Below are 23,683 nucleotides of genomic sequence, written 5' to 3' on the forward strand. Positions count from 1 at the left end.
TTAACGTTAGGTCGTCACTATACGTTGATCTACTTGTTTTTCACGCAAAACGGCCAAGTCTAAACGCAAGGTAAAAATTGCCCCACCTTTTTCCTGGTTGCCTGCCGTTAATGAGCCATGCAACATCTCAACAATCCGATAGGATATTGAGAGCCCAAGCCCAAGCCCTCGCTCTTCAGATTTTGTTGTAAAGAATGGATCGAAGATACGCTCTAAATTTTCCTCGGCGATTCCGGGGCCGTTATCCAGTATCTGAATTGAAGCCTTGTTATCATCAGTAGCGACTCTTAGCTGAATCCACCGAGTGGATTGTTGTTCAACCGCATGAACCGCATTGGAGATCAAGTTAACCAAAACCTGTTCAAGCTGAACCATATCAGCCATCACATAGACCTCTTCTGCAGGGAGGAAACGACGGAATTCCGTTTCAGTATCTTTCAGCTGTGGCCCCACAATTTTTAGCGCATTCTCAATAACGGCTTGAAGTGATACGGTCACTAACTGACCCGTCGTCTTACGTGAAAACACTTTCAACTGTCGGCTGATCTTTGCCATCCGCTCGGTTAGTTCAGCAATCTGTTCGAGGTTCCAGCTTGCTTCCTCTTTTCTGTCTCGAGCGAGATAGGCTCTAGCATTATCCGCGTACGACCGAATAGCCGCGAGTGGCTGATTCAATTCGTGATTGATACCGGAAGACATCTGCCCTAGTGCAGCCATCTTCGCCGCTTGTATCAGTTCATCCTGTGTTTTACGCAGTGTTTCATCGGTACGCCGATGTTCTTCAATTTCTCTAAGCAGGCGGATGTTTGCATTGGTGAGATCAGACGTACGTTCTTTCACGCGCTGTTCAAGAATACGTTTTGCCCGTTGCTCATAGCGTTCCCGCTCTTTCAATCGTCGGCTTCTTTGCACGAAATAAAAAACCAGAAAGACCAAAGCAATATAAACTATCGTGGTAATAAAGAGTGACTTGAGCACTTGCGCATTGACCACACCAAGTCCCGCAAAGATATGGACTTGCCAACCCGCATCAGGCATGGCTCTTACAAGCATAAGGTGATCACTTTTCCTTGGGTCGCCAATATTGACGACCTGCGCCTGACCAGTAAGCTCATCTTTCAGTGTAACGTTTAATGTGCCGATTTTGGCATTACCATAACGACGGCTGTCTTGTACTCGGCTAATGACTTCTTCATCCAGTGGATAGAGGCTTTTATAGCGCCAATCATCATTGGTCGAAATGAAAATCACCCCGTCGGGGTCGGTAACGACAAACTCCTCTTTCAGCTCCCGCCAACTCTCTTCGAAACCCTGAAGCTCGATTTTGATCACAACCGCGCCAAGAATTCCGGCATCACCTTTAACGGGATACGCAAAATAGTAGCCCCGTTTATTGGAGGTTGAACCCAGTGCAAAATAGCGCCCGAGCTTACCTTTCATCGCCTCTTGGAAATAGGGGCGATAGGCGAAGTTTCGACCAATGAAGGGGCGCTCTGAAAGCCAGTTTGATGCCGCAATGGTCCAACCTTCCGCATTCATCAGATAGGTATCAGAGGCATTCGCCACCTCGTTAATCGTTTCAAGATAGCGGTTTAAGGCGGTGATGCTTTTTACATCATTGGGGTTTTCAAGAAAATTAATCAGGAGACTGTTTGTTGCCAGCAGTTCAGGCAAAAACTTGTACTTTTCAAGCTCCCCTTCCAGGTTCGCAATGAACAGGCGGAGTTGATGCTGATTCTGTTGTTGTAGATTTTCGAGGGCCAATTGGCGCGACCAGTGCCCGGTCTGCCATAACAGTATAATGAGGAATAAACCCACCCCCAGAAACAGCGATCGCTGAATCACACTAAAGTGTTTTATTTGTAGGCTGTTTTTATCCATAACTTGAAACCAAGTATAGGCCGTATAAAAGAGATATACCCCATACAAACAAAAAACCCCGCCAGATTGGCGGGGTTTTTTGCACAACATACACTCAGGACTTTTTGATTTTCCGAAGTTTTTCGATTGCTCGTAACTGAGCGACTGCTTCTGCCAATTCAGCTTGCGCCTTGGCATACTCAAACTCTTCTTTTTGACCCGCTAGCGCATCTTCTGCTCTACGTTTGGCTTCGATAGCCGCTGCTTCGTCAATATCTTTAGCACGTATAGCCGTATCCGCCAAGACAGTCACCAGATGAGGTTGTACCTCAAGGATTCCGCCCGAGACATAGAAATGTTCCATCTCTCCTTTACCTGTATCTACCCGGACATCACCTGGTTTCAGACGTGTCACAAGCGGGGTGTGGCGTGGCGCAATACCGAGTTCGCCCATCACACCAGGCGCATATACCATCTCTGCCTGACCCGAATGAATCGCTCCCTCTGCACTAACAATGTCCACATGAATAGTCATGGCCATTTAGTTTCTCCAGCTTCGATTAGTCGCCAGCTCCACGCTCAACGGCTTCTTCAATGCCGCCAACCATGTAGAAAGCTTGCTCTGGCAGGTGATCATACTCACCCGCAAGGATCGCCTTGAAGCTCGCAATGGTATCTTTAACAGATACATACTTGCCTGGGCTACCCGTAAATACCTCAGCAACGAAGAACGGCTGAGAAAGGAATCGCTGAATCTTACGTGCACGAGCAACGGTCAGTTTATCTTCTTCAGACAGCTCATCCATACCCAGAATCGCGATAATATCCTTCAGCTCCTTATAGCGTTGCAGGGTACCCTGTACGCCACGTGCTACACCGTAGTGTTCTTCACCCACAACGTGTGGATCAAGGATACGTGAGGTAGAGTCCAATGGATCCACCGCTGGGTAGATACCCAGCTCAGCAATCTGACGGGACAGAACCAGCGTCGCATCCAAATGCGCAAATGTGGTAGCAGGGGAGGGGTCAGTCAAATCGTCCGCAGGTACATAGACCGCCTGGAATGATGTGATTGATCCTGTCTTGGTCGAGGTAATACGCTCCTGCAAGACACCCATTTCAGCCGCCAGCGTGGGCTGGTAACCTACCGCCGATGGCATACGACCCAGCAGTGCCGATACCTCGGTTCCTGCCAGGGTGTAACGATAAATGTTATCAACGAATAACAGTACGTCACGACCCTCATCACGGAAGTTCTCCGCAATGGTCAAACCGGTCAGTGCAACACGGAGACGGTTTCCAGGAGGCTCGTTCATCTGGCCGTAAACGAGCGCCACTTTATCAAGTACGCCGCCTTCAGCCATCTCGTGGTAGAAGTCGTTACCCTCACGAGTACGCTCACCTACGCCGGCGAATACAGAGAAACCTGAATGCGCTACCGCGATGTTACGAATCAGCTCCATCAGCGTTACGGTCTTGCCAACACCCGCACCACCGAACAGACCAACCTTACCACCCTTAACGATAGGCATGATCAGGTCGATAACCTTAATACCGGTTTCAAGAATTTCGGTCGCTGTAGACTGATCTTCCAGTTTCGGTGCAACACGATGAATCGGCATGAATTGGTCGGTTTTAACAGGACCTTGCTCATCGATAGGTGTACCAAGAACGTCCATGATACGACCCAGGGTGCCCTGGCCAACTGGAACAGTAATAGGAGCACCTGTGTTAACGGCCTCCAAACCACGTTTCAGACCATCCGTTGAACCCATTGCAATGGTACGGGCAATCCCGTCACCCAACTGCTGTTGAACTTCCAGGGTCAGACCCACTTCTTCGATCTTCAGCGCATCGTAGACCTTCGGCATATGGCCCATGGGGAACTGTACGTCCACCACAGCACCGATGATTTCCACCACTTTACCCGAACTCATCTCTGGTTCCTCTTGTCGCTGTCGACGACTATCAAATGTTTAAAATCTTAACCTGTTCTACACAAGGACTTATACTGCGGCGGCGCCAGCCACGATCTCAGAGATCTCCTGGGTAATGGCTGCCTGACGTGCCTTGTTGTAGACCAGCTGTAGCTCATCAATAAGGTCGCCTGCATTATCGGTAGCGGATTTCATCGCCACCATACGTGCAGACTGCTCACAAGCTCCATTTTCTACCACCGATTGATAGACCAATGACTCGATGTATCGTGTCAACAGTCCATCTAGAACCTCTTTAGCATCAGGCTCATAAATGTAGTCCCAGTGATGCTTCAGTTCTTTTTCTGTGCTTCCGGCGATGGGCACCAGCTGCTCAACAGTTGGGGCTTGTGTCATGGTATTTACAAAAGCGTTGTAGGCTATGTAGATCCGATCAATTTCGCCTTTTTCATACGCATCAAGCATCACCTTAACCGTACCGATCAACTGTTCGATATGCGGTGCATCGCCAAGATGGGTTGCCTGGGCAAGTACCTTGCCACCGAAGCGCTTGAAAAAGCCCAATGCCTTGGATCCGATGGTGCAGAAATCAACCTGTATACCCGCTTCCTGCTGTGCCCGAATATCTTTCGACAACTTACGAAACAGGTTGCTGTTCAAACCGCCACAGAGCCCTCGGTCTGAAGAGATAACGATATAGCCAACCCGGCTAATATCGCGCTCCTTCATAAAGGTATGGGTATACTCTGGATGCGCGTGATACAGGTGTCCGATAACATTTCGCATCTTGTCCGCATAGGGACGCGTTGCGTCTTTCCGGTCCTGCGCCTTGCGCATCTTGGCAGCTGCCACCATCTCCATAGCAGAAGTGATCTTCTGCGTATTTTTGATGCTGGCAATCTTGGTGCGTATCTCTTTTGCGCCTGCCATGATTAAACCTTATCTTTCAGCTTTATAGACTTCATGCTTACCAAGTATGGTTGGCCTTGAAATCCTTGATGGCGTCATGCAGTGACTTGGCAATCTCGTCATTGTAATCAGCCGATGCATTGATCTGATCGCTCAGTGCTTTCTGATTGCTACGCATGTAGGAGTGCAGCGCTGCTTCAAAATCAACGATCTTGTTTGCAGGTACATCGTCCAGATAGCCTTCGTTGGCAGCGAACAGGGAGGTTGCCATCTCAGCAATAGAGAGCGGGCTGTACTGTGGCTGTTTCATCAGCTCAGTTACACGCTCACCACGCTCCAGCTGGGCACGGGTTGCGTCATCCAGATCCGAAGCAAACTGAGAGAAAGCCGCCAACTCACGGAACTGAGCCAGTGCGAGACGAACACCACCACCCAACTTCTTGATGATCTTGGTCTGTGCGGCACCACCTACACGAGATACCGAAAGACCTGCATTAATAGCAGGACGGATACCTGCGTTGAACAGATCGGCTTCGAGGAAGATCTGACCATCCGTAATGGAGATTACGTTGGTCGGTACGAACGCTGATACGTCACCGCCCTGGGTTTCAATGATGGGGAAGGCGGTCAATGAACCGGTCTTACCTTTCACTTCGCCGTTGGTAACCTTCTCAACAAACTCAGCATTAACTCGAGCAGAACGCTCCAGCAAACGAGAGTGGAGATAGAAAACGTCACCAGGATAGGCTTCACGACCGGGTGGACGACGCAGCAACAGGGAAACTTGACGATAAGCCCAAGCCTGCTTGGTCAAATCATCATAGATAATCATGGCGTCTTCGCCGCGATCACGGAAGTACTCACCCATGGTTGCGCCAGCATAAGGTGCGATAAACTGCATTGCTGCAGAATCTGCTGCTGGTGCCGCAACGATGATGGTGTGGTCCATGGCACCGTGCTCTTCGAGCTTACGGACAACCTGTGCAATGGTAGAGTTTTTCTGACCAATCGCTACATAGATACACTTAACACCGGTACCTTTCTGGTTAATGATCGCGTCAATAGCGATAGCCGACTTACCCGTTTGACGATCGCCAATGATCAACTCACGCTGACCACGACCTACCGGTACCATAGCATCGATAGCTTTCAAACCAGTCTGAACAGGTTGATCAACCGACTTACGATCAATAACGCCTGGTGCTACCTTCTCAATTGGGGAGGTCTGGGTAAACTCCACAGCACCTTTACCGTCAAGAGGGTTACCCAATGAATCAACCACGCGACCGAGCAGACCTTCGCCGATCGGCACCTCCAGTACACGGCCGGTACACTTGACTGCATCGCCTTCTGAAAGGTGGGTGTATTCACCCAGGATTACCGCACCTACGGAGTCACGCTCCAGGTTGAGAACCAGACCATAGGTATTGCCTGGGAACTCCAGCATCTCGTATGACATGGCATCTTCGAGGCCATGGATACGGGCGATACCGTCGGTGAGACTGATAATAGTGCCCTCGTTACGGGCTTCAGTCTTTAGATCGAACTTTTCGATCTTCTTTTTGATCAGCTCGCTGATCTCGGATGGATTGAGTTGCATGATGGCTTCTCGCTTAGATTCCTAATTCGTTCGCCAGTTGCTGCAGCTGCCCGCTGACGGAACCGTCTATTACCATGTCACCTGCTCGGATGTGGAGACCACCAATCAGGCTGGCATCCTCTTCGCTTGTGACAATAATGTCGTATCCCAGTTTGGCTTTCAGCGCATCGGCTATTTGAGTTTCCTGATCCTGCTCCAAAGCATAAGCAGAGGTCACATGCACATGCAGTATCCTCTGGCTTTCCGCCTTGAACTGCTCGTAAAGAGCGGCTATCTCACCCGCAAGGGCAAGGCGACCATTCTCTACCAACACTCGAATCAGGTTCTGCCCCTCTTCATTGAAGCGGTCATCACCAATTTCAAGGACAAGCTCGATCAAGCTGTTCTTGTCGAATTTGGGATTGGTAATAACCCCGGCCATGGTTGATTCTGCAACCACCGCCGCGAGAAACTCTAAAGTTTCTGACCATGGACCCAGTGTCTCGGTCTCTTGGGCTCGGCTAAATACCGCTTCGGCATAAGGACGGGCTATTGTGGTTGTTTCTCCAGCCATAGCTGCGCCTTAGATCTGTTGGGCCAGTTTTTCGACGATATCTTTGTGGGCTGCGATGTCGATCTCCTTACGAAGAATCTTTTCCGCACCCGATACCGCCAGCTCAGCTACCTGTCGACGCAGTTGTTCACGAGCACGATTAACTTCCTGCTCGATCTCCGCCTGGGCAGCAACAATAATACGTTCGCTTTCTGAACGTGCATTGCCTGTAGATTCATCAACAATCTCGGAAGCACGCTTCTGAGCTTGATTAACGATTTCTGCTGCTTGGCCTTTTGCTTCACGGATAACTTCTTTGGCGCGTTCTTTAGCCAACTCTTGTTCGTGTTGACCATGTTCCGCGGCCGCCAAGCCGTCTGCAATCTCCTTACGCCGTGTATCGAGTGCGCCCATGATGGGAGTCCATACGAACTTCATCGTGAACCACACAAACACTGCAAAGGATAGAAGCTGACCAATAAGAGTCAGATTTATGTTCATCCCGGATTTACCTCGCTTTTGACGAGATGAAAGTCAGTATGTTCGAGAGAAGCCAAAATTATCCAGCAACCGCGAACAAGACGTACATCGCCAAACCAACAGCGATCATAGGAACGGCGTCAACCAGACCCATTACGATGAAGAATTGGGTACGCAGCATTGGAATCAGTTCCGGCTGGCGGGCAGCGCCCTCGAGGAAACGTCCACCAAGAACACCGATACCGACTGCGGCGCCCAGTGCACCTAGGCCCATCATCAATGCACCAGCAATGTACAACAGTGCAGTTGCTTCAGTCATTTCTATCTCCCGTTTGTCGTGAGGTTGTAAAGTTAAACGAAAAAACGCTATTAAATTAATGCTCGTTATGAGCCATATCCAAATAAACTATCGTCAGGGTCATGAAGATGAACGCCTGCAGTGTAATGATCAGGATATGGAAGATCGCCCAGCCCAGTTGCAGTACTCCACCAAACAGGCCAAGTACCACGCCAGCGTTATACATGATGGCGATCAGGATGAAGATCATCTCGCCCGCATACATGTTACCGAAGAGTCGAAGCGCCAATGAAATCGGCTTTGCTATCAGACTGACGAACTCAAGGACAAAGTTGATCGGAATAAACAGCAGTTTAATGATCGCATTGTCTGAAGAGAAAGGTTGCAGGGTCAATTCACCCATGAAGCCACCCACACCCTTGATCTTGATGCTGTAGTAGAGGGTGAGTATAAATACGCCGATCGCCATACCAAAGGTAGCATTGGGATCCGTTGAAGGTACGACCTTCATAAAGTGGATACCCACCGCACCGGCCAGGGCGGGGATGACATCAACAGGCACCAGATCCATCAGGTTCTGCAGGAAAATCCAGATGAAAATGGTCAGTGCCAGTGGCGCAACCAATGGATTGCGGCCGCTGAAGGAGCCCCGGACGCTGTCGTCAATGAACTCAACCAGCATTTCGGCAAAGTTCTGCGTTCCAGTCGGAATGCCTGCAGTAACGCGATCCGCTATCTTTTTTCCAAAATAGAGAAACAGAGCGCCCAGCAGAATTGACCAGAACATGGTGTCCACGTGGATAGCCCAGAAGCCCATCTCTTTGGCTTCTTCTGCACTGTGTGCAATGCCCCAAGTACCATCCGCATGCTGACCATAGGTCAGATTGGTCAGATGGTGCCTAATGTATTCGCTAGAGGTAAGTGTATCGCCTGCCATTGTGCTATCACGTAACCCAAAAGTCGTTTAGTCCAAAAGTTGGATGATCACTATTGGCATCATCTGCACCAGCAGAAAAACGCCAAATAGGGCCCCAACACTCAGTGGCTTGATCCAGAGGATAACCCCTGCAAAAAGCAAACCCGTCAGAACGAGTTTCAAAATTTCTGCCCCGTAAAAGCGGGCGAGTAACTTACCTGGCTCTTGTGCGGTGTAGCGGACAAATATCCGATACGCAAAAAGGGCGTTCGCCAGGGTTGCGATCACACCCCCTGCTAAACCTGAGTAAGCAAAAACACCCCCTGCGACGACCAGCAAGAGCAAAGCCGCAGTCAATGTAGCTACCAGTTGTACCAGGATGGTGCGGTAGGCTTGACGCTTATCTGCCAGATGCATCAGCAAAGATCTCCAGCAGTCAAAAACCGTACTTAAAAAGCCGGCGCAGTATAAATGCTGCGCTGCATAAGGTCAAACGATGGGCGAATAAATTTTTTGATTATCCACTGAAACAGGCTTAATGGTTTGCACAAAAACAGGATTTAACCTACTGAATATGCTCAAGAATGCCGTCCAGCTCATCCAAACTGTTATAACTTATAATCAATTTTCCCTTACCGCCGCTACCTTGTTGTAGCTTCACACGAGCGCCTAATCGCTCGGTAAGGTCCGTCTCCAGTGAACGCACATTCGGATCTTCCTTGACCGGCGCTTTACTCTTAGCGCCTTCCGGCCCTTCACCCTGAAGTCGACGTACCAGCTTTTCAGTCTCACGCACTGATAGTCCCTGGAGACTCACTTGGCGTGCGGCTTCGCTCTGCAGGGCCCCTTTCAAGCCAAGCAGGGCACGGGCGTGGCCCATCTCTATGCGGCCCTCTTCAATCAGGGTTTTCACATCAGGATTAAGTTCAAGCAGACGTAGCAGGTTGGTGACCGTGGTGCGGGACTTGCCTACCGCACGAGCAATCTCCTGATGAGTCAGTTCGAATTCATTCAACAGACGGTGCAGCGCACCGGCCTCTTCCAGAGGATTGAGATCATCTCGCTGAATATTTTCGATCAGCCCCATCGCCATGGCGGTCTGGTCATTCACATCCCGAATAACCACCGGAATCTCGCTTAGCCCGGCTTGCTGTGTGGCGCGCCAACGTCGTTCACCGGCAATGATCTCGTACTCGTTATTATCGACAGGACGCACCACGATGGGCTGAACGACACCCTGTGCCGCGATGGAATCTGCCAGTTCCTGCAAACTATCCGGATTGAAGTCCCGGCGCGGTTGATAACGACCCCGACGTATCCGATCCACCGGCAGGGAAGTCAGGTTATCGGAAGCCCTTGCTTCAGCCGGGGCATCTTCAGATTCTCTGCTTACGGCATTACCCAGGAGGGCATCCAGTCCGCGTCCGAGGCCTCTTTTCTTTGCTGCCATGTTCTGGTTCCAAAATACGCGTGTCGCAGTGCGACAAGATTTTTATTATGCCTGTGCGGCCACTCGTTTTTCCTGTCGGCGCAGGAGCTCGCTGGCCATCGCCAGATAAGAGACTGCACCCCGTGAGCTTTTATCATACAGTAAAACCGGTAATCCATGGCTGGGCGCCTCGGCTACCCGCACATTCCGCGGAATGATTGTCCGGAAAACCTGATCGCCGAAATGTTGGATCAGCTGAGCCGACACCTCATTGGTCAAATTGTTTCTCGGATCATGCATGGTGCGAACGATGCCGTCGATTACCAGATGACTGTTACGGCTGCCCTGAATCTGCTTGATGGTGCTGATCAGCGCCGATAGTCCCTCAAGGGCATAGTATTCACACTGTAATGGGATCAATACACCGTCCGCGGCCACCAAGGCATTCACCGTCAACATATTGAGCGAGGGGGGGCAATCGATCACGATATAATCGTAGCGATCTTTAGCGCCTGCAAGGGCCAGACTGAGCCGCTTCTCTTTTAGCGGCACATTCATCAAACCCACTTCTGCAGCCGTAAGATCAGCATTGGCAGGGAGTACGTCAAAGCCCGCTGCAGGCGTCTTCACCACGGCTTCGGAGAAAGTCGATTCGCCGAGCAGGACATCACAGCTGGAGCTGGAGAGATTATGTTTATCCACGCCGCTGCCCATAGTCGCGTTGCCCTGTGGATCCAGATCCACCAGCAGCACCTTACGTCTGAATGAGGCCAACGAGGCCGCCAGGTTGACTGCCGTTGTGGTCTTCCCTACGCCACCCTTCTGATTTGCGACACAAATTATCCGACCCATAACCTAATTCCACGCTTGTTAACCGGCTGTGCCAGGTATGCCTAATCCCTTTCTCGTCTAAAATATCGAGCGAGCCGTTGAGAATATCAGAAAGCAGGGGAGATGCACGACCTTTACCCCATGATTCCCCCTAAAATTTCTCATTGTGCAGGCAAATCTACTCAACTGGTCGAATATGAATCCCCTGAAGGCTGAATTACTTGAACAGATCTTCAGCAGCCTGACGGAGATTCTGGTTGGCCGTGTTGCCTTCTGAATCAAGCTCCGCTGTGGCTTCGAAGAATTCGCAATAATTGGCCCGCTCCTTCGCCATAACCCTTTCTGCCATCGGTTCCTGGCACTGATTAGTCCGGGCAGGATCATACCAGCGGCAGTTACGACAGACTCGGGTGGGTTTACCGCAGGCTAGGCAGGCCGTCTCTCGCCCATAGTCGGCGGCTGACAATTCAGCACCACAGTGCCAACATTTCCCAATGATTGATCTGGTCACCTGCTCTCCTCCTTTAGACGTTTGGAGCCACAACGATAGCTCACTAGCGGCGGCACAAGGCCAGTCTACTCCAAAAAAAGAATCCCGCGGAGTGATTCACAACCGGTTCTAACCTTGAAGTTCTGCCTTGGGTAACGCATATTTACCTGACATGGGTATTTACCCTGACTCGTCACAACCGGTGGCAAAGGACTATCTAATGTATGAAACATTGCGAGAACTGGGCGTTACCGATCTTGACCGGATTGAGAAATATACCCTGAGGCAAGAGGGTGATGAAGATATTCTGAAGATCTATTTCAAACGCAAGAAGGGCGATCTTTTCGCCCATAGCATGAAGTTCCGCCATGGTCGCTCCAAAAAGATGGTGCAAGTAGACAGTGGCACACACAAATACAAAGAGGTGAGCGAAATCTCACCGACCATGCTGAAATTAACCCAAGAGCTGGATCAGGTGGTGCGGCATGAAGAGAGTGTCTCTGACTTCAAGAAGCGGATCATCAACGATATCGATCACCTGGAGGCGGTAATGAAACGCAAACTGGATCAGCTGAGGAGTGATATCGAAAACCTCGACTAAATCTGCCTGATCACACTTCCCTAGGATCGGTTTTTCGCCAGAAACCGATCCAGCTGATTGGCAAAGGCCTGACGATCACGTTTATCCAGGGTAGGGGGGCCTCCTGTGTTGACCCCACTGCTACGCAATTCTTCCATAAAATTGCGCATGGAAAGCCGCTCCCGAATATTCTCCCGGGTATACATCTCCCCGCGCGGATTGAGCGCATAGGCACCTTTCTCTATGGCGCCCGATGCCAGAGGGATGTCTGCGGTAATCACCAGATCACCAGCCACCGCCTGACGAATAATCTCATTGTCCGCCACATCAAACCCGGCCGGTACCTGTATGGATCGAATAAAGGACGATGCAGGTGTCTTTATAGGCTGATTCGCCACCAGTATTACCGGAAGGCTCAAGCGTTCGGCCACCCGAAACAGGATCTCTTTGATTACATTGGGGCAGGCATCCGCATCAACCCAGATCTGCATTATATTCTCCTGCTAAGATTAGGCTGGTTTTACCAGTAGGGCATGACGCTCGCCATCACTGCCATGCACCTTAAGGGCTTCAACATCAATTCGATAACCCTCCGCTACCAATTCTGCAATCTCATCACTGGGTATGGTGCCTTTCATCGCCAGCAGTAGACCCTCTCTTGCCAAAAGATGGTGGGTCAATTGCACCATCTTCGGCAGGGCGGCAAAGGCACGTGAGGTAATGGTGTCAAAGGAAACATCCGAGCGGTAGGCCTCTACCCGTGCCTGCACAACCTCTACATTCTGCAACCCCAGTGTAGTTATCGCCTGTTGGATGAAGCGGGTCTTTTTTCCGTTTGAATCGATCAGGGTGAATTGGCAGGCAGGTCTGGCCACGGCAAGGGGAATACCCGGCAATCCAGGACCTGTACCCACATCCAGAATGCGCTGGCCTTGTATCAGATGCAGGATAGACAGGCTATCGAGCAGCTGCCGGGAAACCATCTCATTGGCATCCCGGATGGCGGTAAGATTAAAGGCCTGGTTCCATTTGAATAACAACGCGAGATAATCCAGCAAGGATTTCTGCTGCAGTTCAGACAGATCGACCTCCATCGCCTGAAGACCCTCATGGAGTTGGCGTTGCCACAACGCCCTATCAATGCTCATGATTTCCGCTTCAGATGGATCAGCAACAGAGAGATGGCGGCCGGCGTCATACCGGGAATCCTTCCGGCCTGACCAATGGTAGCAGGTTGGCTTTTAATCAACTTTTCACGGACCTCCGTTGAAAGACCGCGCACCTTGGCAAAATCAAAACCCTCTGGCAGTTTTAAGCTTTCGTTTGCCCGCTGTCGTTCAATCTCCACCTCCTGACGCTTGATGTAGCCGGCATATCGCGCTTGTATCTCCAACTGCTCCGCAGCAGCACCATCGGCTATTGGCGGACTCAACTCTGGGATCGCACAAAGCTCTGCGTAGTTCACATCCGGACGCGCAAGCAGATCCAACGCCCGTGTCTCTTTCGAAATAGGTGTACCAAATGCAGCCGTTACCTGCGCGGCGATGGCCGAGTTGGGCTGCACCCAGATATCGCGCAGACGCTGCTGTTCCCGTTCAATGGCCTCTCGTTTCTGTGCAAAACGTTGCCAACGTTCATCTGGAACAAGCCCCAGTTTCCGGCCTTGCGCCGTGAGACGCAGATCCGCGTTATCTTCCCGCAACATCAATCGGAACTCTGCCCGACTGGTAAACATCCGGTAGGGCTCCTGAGTGCCCTTGGTAATCAAATCATCCACCAGAACACCTAAATAGGCTTCATCACGACGCGGACACCAAGCATCTTGATCGCGAATTTTCAACACGGCATTCAGGCCCGCCAACAGACCCTGGGCAGCCGCTTCTTCGTAGCCCGTCGTACCATTGATCTGTCCGGCAAAAAACAACCCATTGATAAAGCGTGTTTCGAGGCTCGGTCGCAGATCTCTAGGATCAAAATAATCATACTCAATCGCGTAACCCGGTCGCATAATCCTGGCCTGTTCAAAGCCAACCATTGAGCGCACCAGCTCATACTGCACATCAAAGGGAAGGGAGGTGGAGATACCGTTTGGATACACCTCATTACAGTCCAGCCCTTCCGGCTCAATAAAGATCTGATGAGCATTTTTATCGGCAAAACGCACTACCTTATCCTCAATCGAGGGGCAGTAGCGTGGGCCGACACCTTCAATCACACCGGTATACATGGGTGAACGGGACATGCCGCCACGGATAATCTCATGGGTCCGTTCATTGGTGTGGGTGATGTGACAGCTGACCTGACGGGGATGCTCTTCCCTTGATCCCATAAATGAGAACACGGGTGCCGGGTCATCCCCTGGTTGCGCCTGTAACTGTGAATAGTCGATAGTCCGACTATCGATCCGCGGAGGCGTGCCGGTCTTGAGCCGGGCCACATTGAGCGGCAGTTCCCGCAATCGCGCCGAAAGTGCATTAGCGGGTGGATCACCAGCACGCCCACCTTCATAGTTGTTTAACCCAATATGAATACGGCCACCCAGAAAAGTGCCTGTCGTCAGTACCACCGCCTTAGCGAGAAACTTGAGACCCATCTGGGTTATGACGCCGGTAACCTGGTCATTCTCTACAATCAGGTCATCCACCGCCTGCTGGAACAGATCCAGATTAGGCTGATTTTCTAAGGCATAGCGAACCGCCGCCTTATAGCGTACCCGATCGGCCTGGGCGCGAGTCGCCCTGACCGCAGGTCCCTTGCTTGCATTAAGTATGCGGAACTGAATGCCACCTAAATCCGTAGCCCTGGCCATTACGCCGCCTAAGGCATCGACCTCTTTGACTAGATGGCCTTTGCCTATCCCACCAATAGCAGGATTGCAGCTCATCTGACCTAGGGTCTCAATATTGTGACTGAGAAGGAGGGTACGCGCGCCCATTCGGGCCGCCGCCAAGGCCGCTTCTGTGCCGGCATGTCCGCCACCCACAACAATCACATCATAACTATCGGTATAAAACATGTTGACTCAAGTGTTAAATAGATCAGCCTAATAGTGTACCCCTTGAGGACGATTTGCTGAAACAGGCCTGTTCCCATTTAAATTTAATGGGAATGCTATTGAGGCAGGCGGCTCAACCACCCTATTTGCCGGGAACTGTCCTAAGGAACCGTATTGCGTAGGTCTCGAAAAGAAATTCCTAGACTGATGAAACACCCGATGCCAACACCAAGCGGCACAACTGTAATCAACAAATTATAAAGTAATGAAGCCGCAATCGACTCCTCCTGGCTTATTCCAAAAGGTAACAGACCCACTACAAAGGCCGCCTGAATGGTACCGATAAACCCAGGGGCGGTAGGCAATGACATCCCGACTGCGGATAGAAATAACACAATAGCCGCGGCCGCAAGCGATATCTCAATATTGAGTGCAAGCAGGGTCAAATAGAGTGAAGTCAGCATTGCTAACCAAGTCAGTACACTCAGAAAGATAACTTTGAGCAGAATCGCTCCCTTTCGCAAAACTGTCACACCCTCTATGGCATCCTCAATCCATCTTTTAACGGTTATTAAAAATACTTTAGACGGCAGGGAGTCGAACAGGGCCTTCAGAAAAGATCTGGTATGCGGGGGAGAGAAGAGGAGCAGTGCAATTGGAATGATGGCAAGCAATATCAGGTAACTCACCGTCATTACAAAACTGTTCAGCAGATCTGAATGAAATGTGACGAAAACAAAAGAACATAACAAAAAAATAAGCACCATCAATAAATCAAATATTTTTTCTAACGCAATGGTTGATAGTGCAGTGAATGCCGCGACAGGATAGCGGCGAGAGAGGAGAATAGCCCGAGTGATCTCACCCGCTTGAAACGGCAGTAGAATATTTCCAGCATAACCTAGCATCACATAGGGGATTAATTGTTCGGTTGAGAGATTAATTTTTGATGAGAGCAGTAAATGCCACCGGTATGTTTTAAAAACAAAAAAAAGCGCGTAGGCAAAAAGCGCCCAAAGAATCATTTTACCGTCTATCTGCTGGCTGCCAATTTGCCAAACATCCGCCAACTTGACATTGCGAAGTGCAAGCCACAGAAACAGTATTGATAAGGCAATACCACCCAGAAATAGTAAGCGCTTTCTAACGGTTGGCGAATTCATTGGCTGGCATTACATAGGTGGACCCTACCTCTGATGAGGCGTGCACTCGTTTCATTGCCCTTTGTAATCTTGTCAAAGAGTCTTGGTCTTTAGATAGGTTCATCGCAACCTTATTATTAGTTTGGTAAAACTCCTCAAATAGAATAATTCTGCCTGACTTTTTTGCAGCCTGTTCAATTAGGGCCGTAATCGATTGCCCTCCAAAATCCCGACCAAAGGTAGAAATGGAAATGATAGGCAACCGTTTGTTCAATAGCGCATCGGCAAGCACTGGAGCAGTGCGCGAACTTATTAAGGCTATTTGGCTTTTTGACAGATAGCGCATGGCTTCTGCCAATCCGGCATTATCTGTAACAATAACTAAATCATTTACAGTGGCTTGGCTAATAACCCAAGCACCTTTGACCCGGTCATACTCATGTTCAGGGTTTTTTACCAAGAACATACCACCAACAAAATTGTGCACGAGTAATAGACCCGCAAATACCATCAGGGCACTTTGTTTTTGTTTTACAACACAGGCCTCAAAGAGAAACACCGCTAATAGAATCATTAAAGGCGGCAAGGCCATAATCCAGGCCTCAATCCCTGCCGGATTCAACCGCCCAACCACAGCGCCGTATAGTAATAGCCATACAATAATGGTCACTGTTTGAGTATCAAGAACACGCTTAAGGGATAAAGGCCAAGATACAATCACGATACGCGACGCGACAACCAGTAACAATATCAATGACACAATTGGAAAATAAACTATCCATCCCGCACGTTGTGCTAAAAATACCTCCTCTGCAATAACATTATTAGAGAAAGCACGATTGATTAATTGCACGACAACATCAAAGCCGAAGATCCAATTAGCTGATACCAAATCATGTGATAGCGAAAATGCTGATCGAATAAGTGAAACAAATACCGTCTTAACAGAGAGGGTCGGAATCATAAACTCATCCGAGCGCTGTGATAGAAATGCAATAAAGCTATGGAGAGAAAAGGTCGCTTGCCAATAGAGAAAGTAGCCGGCCAGGTATCCTATCCCCACAACTAGCGATCCAGGAATTAGATACTGCGCAAGCAAAACAAGGCCTTCTTTGTACTCCTTCGTGATAAAGAGCACTGGAAACGCAAAAAACAGGGGGATGACAGCAGGCTGATAAAAAAGAACCCCTAATCCCGCCACACTTCCCACTAATGAGATTTTGAAACCTGTGCTACATTTTTCCAGCTTTTGGCTATCCAAATACTGTGCTAATAAATGGTAGATCAACAAGCAGAGTAAAATAGCCGGTATATACACTTCTGCTTCCGATGCATAACGCCAAAACCCATAGCTGCTGCCTAATACTATGGCTGCCATACCTGCTGTAAAGTTCGAAAGTTTGAAGTTCAGTGTTAAAATTCTAATTACAAGGATAAGGGCCGTGGCAGCACACATTGCCGAAAAGAATCGCATTAATGCAAGCGCAGAGATATCCAAGCTGAATGCAGAGCCTACTACGTACAGCCCGCGCATCAACATATGATAGAGCATTAAGCGCGGATCAGAGATGTGCGTAATGGGGAAATTTTCAGCACGATAAGCAAATGCATAAACATCGTCAGTTTCACTAAGATTACCAGCCGTAGTAAAATAGTAGAACGCTACAATACCTACAAATAAAACACTTGTTGTAAACCTCCGGCCTTCGGCAACCTTCCGAACTAATACTGAAAGCGTATGACTGTGCATATTCATTTGTTTAATTAAACTTGGGCACTATCTGTTTAAGGCTTTCGACATTAAGGTGATTTACTTGTGAAATCAGTGGTCGAATTTCAAATAGTTGACTGTAGCGTTTCATTATCCTCGACATCAATGCGATCTTCTCTTGTGATGTTTTCCTCATACCAGGTATATAATGTACGTCAACAGAATCATCACTGCCCAAAAAATCCGTCGCATGCAAAAGGAATGAAGGTGTGATATTAAATGTGCGGCAAAGTGAAAACGCCATGTGAAAATAAATATTTGCTAAAAACTCTGATCTATCGGCAAGGTAATTGATGTATGTGCCATGGAAGGGTAAACGTAACAATGGCAGGGTAGAAACAGGTAGTTCTACTATGCGTCCCATGTTAGTGATTAATGTATAGGGCTTTAGTGGTTGCCAGCACTCAGCCAAGCTACCGTACAGATGGTTATTCAACGTCGTTTCTGTTTTTAGGTTTGCCGATTGTGTACGCTGATACCAGCGCGCCAACATACCGAGTGAGTTGGGCAATGATGAAGTATCATAAATATAATCACACTCTTGCAAGACCTCCAGCATTGCCTTGGAAATACCAAATGCGGGGCCACGAAATCCCCGTGGCTTTTGGCCCGTCGCGTTTTGAATAGAAACTTCGGCTCTTTTAATGTCTGCCAGAATGGTTTCTTTGGGAAGATCATGTAAATCGATAGCGTGATCGTAAGAGTGGTTGCCTATTTCATGCCCACGCTGAGAACATTCAGATAACAGCGATTGCAGTGCACAATTTTCAGCATCACGTCCAACAATAAATACCGTCAAGCGTAATTCATGCTGATCTAAAAAATCGAGGATCCTTGGTAGGGCAATTTCTAAAAAAGAAGGATAGGTCTCCCAACCTTTAATGCCAAAGCTCCGTTGATAACACCACAGATTATCCAGATCAATAGACAGGGTAGCGGATTGCTTGGCGTCTATATCCACTTCTTTTATACACCCGCTTCTTGTGCAAGAAAATATTCGGCCCCGGTGTTCGCAAGATTAACCGTTTCATCCACACTTAATGAAGCATTCACAATGTGTGCAGAATTAATGATATAAAGGCCCGGAACAGAGGTAGCCATTGACGGTAATTTTGAAGTGTAGTTTTGTGTTGCAACAGCTACAACATGACGTGTTCGTGATATCTTAAATGCCAATATTTCTGATCTCTTTAGATCCGGGAACATACGCACTAAGCCAGCAATAAAACGGGCTTCTATCACTTCATCTGCTGCAGCAAAAAGAGGATCATCAACGGGTAGGTACTTCGGAAGATAGACTAAATGTTTGCCATTAAATTCTACTGCAGAATCCACCAACGTTGACATTTCAATAATGGTTGTGAAGGGTATTGTTTCATCGGTAATATAGGTCAGGTAAGCTTTGCCCAATGGTCGCGTCAAAATAAGTGATGCGCAAATAATCCCCTGATAAAGAATTTGACTATGAGCCTTTATCTCATCTTCACTCAGCGCTTTACAATGGTCTACTGCAATAGGTGATGCACATGTATCGATAATGCGATCAAATTTTAGGCTATCCTCTTTACTGTCCACCGTTAGCTCATTGATACCCTTGGTTATTGAGGATACGCGCAACCCCGTTTTGATAGTAACACCTTCTGATAAAGCCCTCTGTTCAAGCACAGATAATACTTTTTGGTAACCACCAGGGACATAACCAAACATCTCTTTTTTCATTCCACCACGCCGCGCCGCATAAAAGCGCCGGATCACTGACCAAATATAGGCCGCAGATGCCTTTGAATAATTACTGCCTAATTTTGAACGCAGTAGAGGCCGCCATAAATTCTGGTATGTACTTTTTCCCGACAACTGCGTCAGCCACTTTTCAGCACTAATGGCTTCCAGCTTTTTACCCTTTTTGATCCGTGACCCATAAACAATGGTTGCAGCCAGACGTACTTTATCAATAAGCGTTAATGCGGGAAGGCGAATATAGTCCCACGCATTATTCAAAGGATATAGATCCTGTCCGGTGTAGAAATTTGTCTTAGTCACTCGCCACTCAATCAGCGCTTCAATCGCCAATTCTTCTAGCAACGATCGTAACCGAAGATCCGACAACATAATGACATGATAATAACGATCCCAGCTTATACTGCCCAACTGCCAAGAAGAGACCAGCCCACCCAAATTGGAGGCCGCCTCTATCACTGTAACACGGTAGCCAGCCTGGGTTAATCGGAGAGCAAGCGTCAAGCCGAGCATACCACCACCTACAACACCAACCGATGGCCTCTCTTTGTTGATATCTTTACTCATATGTGTGATGGGTCAATCCTAGGATCTTCCGGCATCGGCTTTCTAAACCAGCGCTTCGCTGCCAAATGGAAGATCAGTTTCAAATGATCTCCTGTTGTCTTAATCAAGTTAATTTTTGATTCGCCTAAAAGCCTTACTTCCAGGATTGCAGGGTATTCTTTGATCCTATATCCTGCTATATCCAGCCTCCCTAATATTTCAGTAACACCACAAAACCCATGATTATAGAGTTTCATATCCTGTACCGTCTTGAGACGATATAAGCGGAAGCAACTGGTATAGCTTGTTAACTTATGCCTTAAAACACAGCGATACATCAATGCTGACCCACGCGATAATACTGTGCGCCATAATGGAACATTACGCATAGCCCCTCGTTCATGTGCGGGTGATGCGACAACCACATCAACATCCTCTCTGAGTAGCTCAATCATGTCCAGTAACTGGTCAGGTGAAAAAGTACAATCTGCATCAAGTACAGAAAGCAAATCGGTAGTCGTATGTTGGATACCGGTTAATATTGCAGCCGCTATTCCCTGATTGTTTTCATGTCGTAGAAACTTGCAGTTCTCCTGTTCAGAAAACAACTGATTCAACTCCACCCATGTGTTGTCTCTACTTCCATCATCTATGAATATGTACTGTAGGTTAAAAACAGATTTTGATTTTATTGCAAAACGATCCAGCGTCTTTTTTAAATAGGGCAGAGTGGCTTCTTCGTTATAGCACGGTATAAGCAATGTCAATGGCTGGCTGGCTGTTAATCGACCAAGGTGTTCTTGTACTGATACTGATTCAATACGCCGAGTTAACTGTGGAGCGGGCTGTTGCATAATATCCAGCTCCAAATATTCAGCAACAGATGAAAATTGATGTGTTGTCAGGTAATACTTAATCTTATCTGACATCGAATCCAGATTACGATAGTGGCGTAACCTCTGTAATATGTTTGCGGCGGCTATGATCGGTTGTCCTGTATCCAATTCCCATGTGTGGAAATAGAGCACCAGTGGTTCTTCATGTTCAAGCAGCCATCTTTCAACACCCCATTTTAGTAACCCATGGGGTAACTGCCGAAAGTAATTTCCTCCCGAAATGGGTAAAGACCAATAGAGTAACTGTTGAGAGGAAATCGGTATCTCAAAAAGTGAACCCTTAATGCCACTATGTTGATGTATTACCGTACGAGACGGTTGATTTGAAAACTCACGACCTAAACGGCAAATACTGGAATCATAACTAAATCCTTGTTCAATTAATTGGTCCAGAATCCATAACTCTTTTTCACCGATCCAACCACGCCCTAAACGAAAGCCATAGATGGCTGTTCCTAGTGCATCCTCCATCGCATAGCGTGATCTTCTCAGGTCCTGAGCAAAAACATTTTCAGATACTTCATTTATGTCATAGTGAAAATAGCCCTGACAGGCTACCTCATGCCCCGCACCTATAATATCTATCAACAAATCTGGATGATTATCAGCGATCCAGCCACAAGCAAAAAAAGTCGCTGTATTATTTGTTTCAGCTAACAATTCAAGCGTTGTGTATAAATTACTTTTTAACCTCGTCTCGAATCGTTCCCAGTGATCCGTTGGTATGAGATTACGAAATGCACCCACCTGAAAGTAATCCTCCAACACAATAGTAAGGATATGCTTACGCTCTCCCATATTGGTAGAGCCTTCAATCATTAGCTGATTTATCAGTTGGGTAATGCAAAGTGTACAGCGGATGCTTCAGGGTCTTTACGAGAAGATCATAGTCTATCTCTATCCGAAGATTACTTAACAAGGCCGGTATAAGGCCCACCTGTTGTGAAGTGCAGACTATGTAAGTGTAAATCCGCGGATTGTCTTGTAGCACCTTAATAACCCGTTCCAGTTTGATTATTTCAGACCAGGTTCCACGAACAAACATAACCACTTTGGGTTTTGTGACAGGATGCTGAATCATTCAGGCCAAACCCCCGCTTTATTTGAGGGAAATGTAAATCTTACTCTTGTCAGAGTGTACAAGATTCAGGTCTACATACCAGCCATAATTATACCGGACACAACTCGACTAATGACTTTTCAACTCAAAATAGCCTGAATTCCAGCCGTCCATTAAGCTTACCCTTTGAACAGATTGGTAGGTTACCGGTCATTTGCACTCAACAGACGCCCGAGCACCTTACACTGAGTTCCCATGTGAACCATGACGGGAGTGGTAGCACCTTGCTCATCACAAAACTCGCGGCAGGTGCGGTAAACGCTGTTCAACTGCCAGATCAACTCATTGGCCAGCAGTTCCATCTCATTGATCTCTTCCATGGCGGATTCCTGTGGATCATTTTCCACACCTCGGGACCAGTCAATCAACTCATCCTGATCGAGTCCAGAACGCTGAATCATGTTAAGTACGTTAGTCGCGACCACTGTAGTTAATCGTCCTTGCTTATTGAGAGAGGGGAGTTCATGCGTCAGTCGGGTAAGTTTTTCAAGTACAGGTAACACCTTCTGCAGAGTGACCAGGCGATCCTGCAACCTTGCGGCTACTATCGCAAGCTCATCACGATCACAGCCTGTCATCTGCAGACCCGATTTTTTCAGGATCTGCATCATCGCCTCATAGACAGGTTCTGAGTGCTTCCCAACATTCAGTTGCAGATAGGGCCGAGCATCCATAAGATTGCGTCCCCGCCTTGAAAACTGCTTCATTCGCAGTGCCTGCAGTGTATCGACCAATCCAATGATATTACTCAAAATGCTCAGCCGGTTGCCAGAACGGCCAGTTGGATAGCCCGTACCATCAAAGCGTTCATGGTGTTCAGCAACGGCGGTGACCACCTCCTGGGTCACACAAGAGAGGTTGGAGAGGAACAGGTCGGCGACTAGCACATGACTCATAATTGCTCGCCAATCTTCAGCCGAAAGTGTGCCTTTCTTGTAAACAATGGCCGGATCAATGTGGAGAAAACCCAAATCCCGCGTCAGACCCGCAAAAAAAGCCGCACGGATCAGATCACTGGGCATCCGCATCTCTCTGGCCAGCAGCGCACCCAGCCAACCACCAAACAGGCCCCCCTCATAATGCTCAGGTAATCGCTCCTTGAGTACGGTTACCTTTTGACAGAGACAACTGCTAACGGCAGGAAAGTGGAGCAGTGCCTTGAAATCCGCTTCAAAATTAAGCATTCGATTGATACGAGCAACATCGGTGAATCGGCGGGACAACAAGGAAAAATCCACGGCCAGTTTATCACCATTAATCTGATTATTGAGGGCAACCTGTTCTTCCAGCGGTTTTATCAGTTTGTGTTGCAGTATTTTGTCGGCGACCGCCCGATCTATTCGTGAACCTGTTTTAACCAACAACACGCCACGGTTGTTACAAATATCCTCAGTCGCTTGTACTTCATTCGTCTCATTAACTTTGGCAAGGTACTCGACGTAGTGATCCGGTTGAAAGGTACTTTCCAGTGGAGTTTTGAGCGGATTGCAGTGAGCGTCGACTAAGGCATCTTCCATTTGTAGCTCTCCCTTTCGCAAACATGACAAGGAAAGATACGACTAATCCTTAGTGCTTGGGAAAAATTAGCACTGAAACCTTAGTGTGACAAGGGAA

The 23,683-nt window shown here is 48.3% G+C and carries 23 protein-coding genes; 1 reads left to right on the top strand and 22 read right to left on the bottom strand.

The features are described 5' to 3' along the window. Positions 1 to 6: 6 nt before the first annotated feature. The 13 genes from FHP88_RS05125 to FHP88_RS05185 form a co-directional block, all read right to left on the bottom strand. Positions 7 to 1,881 carry a sensor histidine kinase gene (locus FHP88_RS05125; RefSeq protein ID WP_186297616.1) on the bottom strand — a complete coding sequence of 625 codons (1,875 nt, stop codon included), beginning with the start codon at positions 1,879 to 1,881 and terminating at the stop codon, positions 7 to 9. A 94-nt stretch (positions 1,882 to 1,975) separates the two neighbouring features. Continuing rightward, complete coding sequence (locus FHP88_RS05130; RefSeq protein WP_144357939.1) at positions 1,976 to 2,401, bottom strand: F0F1 ATP synthase subunit epsilon; 426 nt, start codon at positions 2,399 to 2,401, stop codon at positions 1,976 to 1,978. 19 nt (positions 2,402 to 2,420) lie between these two features. Continuing rightward, positions 2,421 to 3,797 carry a F0F1 ATP synthase subunit beta gene (gene atpD, locus FHP88_RS05135; protein WP_144357940.1) on the bottom strand — a complete coding sequence of 459 codons (1,377 nt, stop codon included), beginning with the start codon at positions 3,795 to 3,797 and terminating at the stop codon, positions 2,421 to 2,423. Between the two features lie 69 nt (positions 3,798 to 3,866). Continuing rightward, the gene (gene atpG, locus FHP88_RS05140) at positions 3,867 to 4,727 is read right to left on the bottom strand and encodes a F0F1 ATP synthase subunit gamma (protein WP_144357941.1); all 861 of its coding nucleotides are present in this window, start codon (positions 4,725 to 4,727) and stop codon (positions 3,867 to 3,869) included. Positions 4,728 to 4,764: 37 nt separating this feature from the next. After that, the gene (atpA, locus tag FHP88_RS05145) at positions 4,765 to 6,306 is read right to left on the bottom strand and encodes a F0F1 ATP synthase subunit alpha (protein ID WP_144357942.1); all 1,542 of its coding nucleotides are present in this window, start codon (positions 6,304 to 6,306) and stop codon (positions 4,765 to 4,767) included. A gap of 13 nt (positions 6,307 to 6,319) precedes the next feature. Then, positions 6,320 to 6,859: a F0F1 ATP synthase subunit delta gene (locus FHP88_RS05150; RefSeq protein WP_144357943.1), complete on the bottom strand. Its 540-nt coding sequence runs from the start codon at positions 6,857 to 6,859 to the stop codon at positions 6,320 to 6,322. 9 nt (positions 6,860 to 6,868) lie between these two features. After that, complete coding sequence (locus tag FHP88_RS05155; protein WP_144357944.1) at positions 6,869 to 7,339, bottom strand: F0F1 ATP synthase subunit B; 471 nt, start codon at positions 7,337 to 7,339, stop codon at positions 6,869 to 6,871. A 58-nt stretch (positions 7,340 to 7,397) separates the two neighbouring features. Then, positions 7,398 to 7,637, bottom strand: a complete 240-nt coding sequence (atpE, locus tag FHP88_RS05160) for a F0F1 ATP synthase subunit C (protein WP_046860058.1) — start codon at positions 7,635 to 7,637, stop codon at positions 7,398 to 7,400. A gap of 55 nt (positions 7,638 to 7,692) precedes the next feature. Continuing rightward, positions 7,693 to 8,553 (bottom strand): F0F1 ATP synthase subunit A, encoded by an 861-nt coding sequence (gene atpB / locus FHP88_RS05165; protein WP_144357945.1) that lies wholly within the window; start codon positions 8,551 to 8,553, stop codon positions 7,693 to 7,695. Between the two features lie 27 nt (positions 8,554 to 8,580). After that, complete coding sequence (locus FHP88_RS05170; RefSeq protein ID WP_144357946.1) at positions 8,581 to 8,949, bottom strand: ATP synthase subunit I; 369 nt, start codon at positions 8,947 to 8,949, stop codon at positions 8,581 to 8,583. A gap of 148 nt (positions 8,950 to 9,097) precedes the next feature. Beyond that, entirely contained in the window at positions 9,098 to 9,982 is an 885-nt protein-coding gene (locus tag FHP88_RS05175; protein WP_144357947.1) for a ParB/RepB/Spo0J family partition protein, read from the bottom strand. Positions 9,983 to 10,027: 45 nt separating this feature from the next. After that, complete coding sequence (locus FHP88_RS05180; RefSeq protein WP_144357948.1) at positions 10,028 to 10,813, bottom strand: ParA family protein; 786 nt, start codon at positions 10,811 to 10,813, stop codon at positions 10,028 to 10,030. Positions 10,814 to 11,009: 196 nt separating this feature from the next. Continuing rightward, positions 11,010 to 11,303 (bottom strand): hypothetical protein, encoded by a 294-nt coding sequence (locus FHP88_RS05185; protein WP_144357949.1) that lies wholly within the window; start codon positions 11,301 to 11,303, stop codon positions 11,010 to 11,012. Positions 11,304 to 11,502: 199 nt separating this feature from the next. Here FHP88_RS05185 and FHP88_RS05190 point away from each other — a divergent pair, with 199 nt between their 5' ends. Next, positions 11,503 to 11,883: a DUF3461 family protein gene (locus tag FHP88_RS05190; RefSeq protein WP_144357950.1), complete on the top strand. Its 381-nt coding sequence runs from the start codon at positions 11,503 to 11,505 to the stop codon at positions 11,881 to 11,883. 20 nt (positions 11,884 to 11,903) lie between these two features. On the opposite strand, the gene FHP88_RS05195 is transcribed toward FHP88_RS05190, so the two are convergent. From FHP88_RS05195 to FHP88_RS05235, 9 genes are all read right to left on the bottom strand, one after another. Continuing rightward, positions 11,904 to 12,353: a YaiI/YqxD family protein gene (locus FHP88_RS05195; RefSeq protein ID WP_144357951.1), complete on the bottom strand. Its 450-nt coding sequence runs from the start codon at positions 12,351 to 12,353 to the stop codon at positions 11,904 to 11,906. An 18-nt stretch (positions 12,354 to 12,371) separates the two neighbouring features. Continuing rightward, a complete protein-coding gene (gene rsmG, locus FHP88_RS05200) occupies positions 12,372 to 13,010 on the bottom strand; it encodes a 16S rRNA (guanine(527)-N(7))-methyltransferase RsmG (protein WP_144357952.1) in 639 nt (212 codons plus the stop codon). After that, complete coding sequence (mnmG, locus tag FHP88_RS05205) at positions 13,007 to 14,878, bottom strand: tRNA uridine-5-carboxymethylaminomethyl(34) synthesis enzyme MnmG (protein ID WP_144357953.1); 1,872 nt, start codon at positions 14,876 to 14,878, stop codon at positions 13,007 to 13,009. The genes rsmG and mnmG overlap by 4 nt, the downstream gene beginning before the upstream one ends. A 140-nt stretch (positions 14,879 to 15,018) precedes the next feature. Next, on the bottom strand, positions 15,019 to 16,020 hold the full coding sequence (locus tag FHP88_RS05210; protein WP_144357954.1) for a lysylphosphatidylglycerol synthase transmembrane domain-containing protein: 1,002 nt from the start codon (positions 16,018 to 16,020) through the stop codon (positions 15,019 to 15,021). Then, complete coding sequence (locus tag FHP88_RS05215; RefSeq protein WP_186297617.1) at positions 16,001 to 17,755, bottom strand: hypothetical protein; 1,755 nt, start codon at positions 17,753 to 17,755, stop codon at positions 16,001 to 16,003. Before FHP88_RS05215 ends, FHP88_RS05210 begins: the two co-directional genes overlap by 20 nt. A 4-nt stretch (positions 17,756 to 17,759) precedes the next feature. Next, positions 17,760 to 18,731, bottom strand: coding sequence for a polysaccharide deacetylase family protein (locus FHP88_RS05220; protein WP_186297618.1), 972 nt, complete (start codon positions 18,729 to 18,731; stop codon positions 17,760 to 17,762). Between the two features lie 5 nt (positions 18,732 to 18,736). After that, on the bottom strand, positions 18,737 to 20,074 hold the full coding sequence (locus FHP88_RS05225; RefSeq protein ID WP_144357957.1) for an FAD-dependent oxidoreductase: 1,338 nt from the start codon (positions 20,072 to 20,074) through the stop codon (positions 18,737 to 18,739). Next, on the bottom strand, positions 20,071 to 21,768 hold the full coding sequence (locus tag FHP88_RS05230; protein ID WP_144357958.1) for a glycosyltransferase: 1,698 nt from the start codon (positions 21,766 to 21,768) through the stop codon (positions 20,071 to 20,073). Before FHP88_RS05230 ends, FHP88_RS05225 begins: the two co-directional genes overlap by 4 nt. Before the next feature lie 444 nt (positions 21,769 to 22,212). Beyond that, the gene (locus FHP88_RS05235; RefSeq protein WP_144357959.1) at positions 22,213 to 23,586 is read right to left on the bottom strand and encodes an HD-GYP domain-containing protein; all 1,374 of its coding nucleotides are present in this window, start codon (positions 23,584 to 23,586) and stop codon (positions 22,213 to 22,215) included. Between the last annotated feature and the right edge of the window lie 97 nt (positions 23,587 to 23,683).

It is taken from the genome of Sedimenticola selenatireducens (assembly GCF_007625115.1).
Taxonomy (GTDB): domain Bacteria; phylum Pseudomonadota; class Gammaproteobacteria; order Chromatiales; family Chromatiaceae; genus Sedimenticola; species Sedimenticola selenatireducens_A.

Coding starts and splice junctions, on each gene's coding strand:
- FHP88_RS05125 (WP_186297616.1), bottom strand. CDS start 1,881: ATGGATAAAAACAGCCTACAAATAAAACACTTTAGTGTGATTCAGCGA.
- atpE (WP_046860058.1), bottom strand. CDS start 7,637: ATGACTGAAGCAACTGCACTGTTGTACATTGCTGGTGCATTGATGATG.
- atpB (WP_144357945.1), bottom strand. CDS start 8,553: ATGGCAGGCGATACACTTACCTCTAGCGAATACATTAGGCACCATCTG.
- FHP88_RS05230 (WP_144357958.1), bottom strand. CDS start 21,768: ATGATTGAAGGCTCTACCAATATGGGAGAGCGTAAGCATATCCTTACT.
- FHP88_RS05225 (WP_144357957.1), bottom strand. CDS start 20,074: ATGAGTAAAGATATCAACAAAGAGAGGCCATCGGTTGGTGTTGTAGGT.
- FHP88_RS05210 (WP_144357954.1), bottom strand. CDS start 16,020: ATGAATTCGCCAACCGTTAGAAAGCGCTTACTATTTCTGGGTGGTATT.
- FHP88_RS05190 (WP_144357950.1), top strand. CDS start 11,503: ATGTATGAAACATTGCGAGAACTGGGCGTTACCGATCTTGACCGGATT.
- FHP88_RS05155 (WP_144357944.1), bottom strand. CDS start 7,339: ATGAACATAAATCTGACTCTTATTGGTCAGCTTCTATCCTTTGCAGTG.
- mnmG (WP_144357953.1), bottom strand. CDS start 14,878: ATGTTTTATACCGATAGTTATGATGTGATTGTTGTGGGTGGCGGACAT.
- atpD (WP_144357940.1), bottom strand. CDS start 3,797: ATGAGTTCGGGTAAAGTGGTGGAAATCATCGGTGCTGTGGTGGACGTA.
- FHP88_RS05195 (WP_144357951.1), bottom strand. CDS start 12,353: ATGCAGATCTGGGTTGATGCGGATGCCTGCCCCAATGTAATCAAAGAG.
- atpA (WP_144357942.1), bottom strand. CDS start 6,306: ATGCAACTCAATCCATCCGAGATCAGCGAGCTGATCAAAAAGAAGATC.
- FHP88_RS05130 (WP_144357939.1), bottom strand. CDS start 2,401: ATGGCCATGACTATTCATGTGGACATTGTTAGTGCAGAGGGAGCGATT.
- FHP88_RS05175 (WP_144357947.1), bottom strand. CDS start 9,982: ATGGCAGCAAAGAAAAGAGGCCTCGGACGCGGACTGGATGCCCTCCTG.
- FHP88_RS05170 (WP_144357946.1), bottom strand. CDS start 8,949: ATGCATCTGGCAGATAAGCGTCAAGCCTACCGCACCATCCTGGTACAA.
- FHP88_RS05235 (WP_144357959.1), bottom strand. CDS start 23,586: ATGGAAGATGCCTTAGTCGACGCTCACTGCAATCCGCTCAAAACTCCA.
- FHP88_RS05180 (WP_144357948.1), bottom strand. CDS start 10,813: ATGGGTCGGATAATTTGTGTCGCAAATCAGAAGGGTGGCGTAGGGAAG.
- FHP88_RS05215 (WP_186297617.1), bottom strand. CDS start 17,755: ATGAATATGCACAGTCATACGCTTTCAGTATTAGTTCGGAAGGTTGCC.
- atpG (WP_144357941.1), bottom strand. CDS start 4,727: ATGGCAGGCGCAAAAGAGATACGCACCAAGATTGCCAGCATCAAAAAT.
- FHP88_RS05150 (WP_144357943.1), bottom strand. CDS start 6,859: ATGGCTGGAGAAACAACCACAATAGCCCGTCCTTATGCCGAAGCGGTA.
- rsmG (WP_144357952.1), bottom strand. CDS start 13,010: ATGAGCATTGATAGGGCGTTGTGGCAACGCCAACTCCATGAGGGTCTT.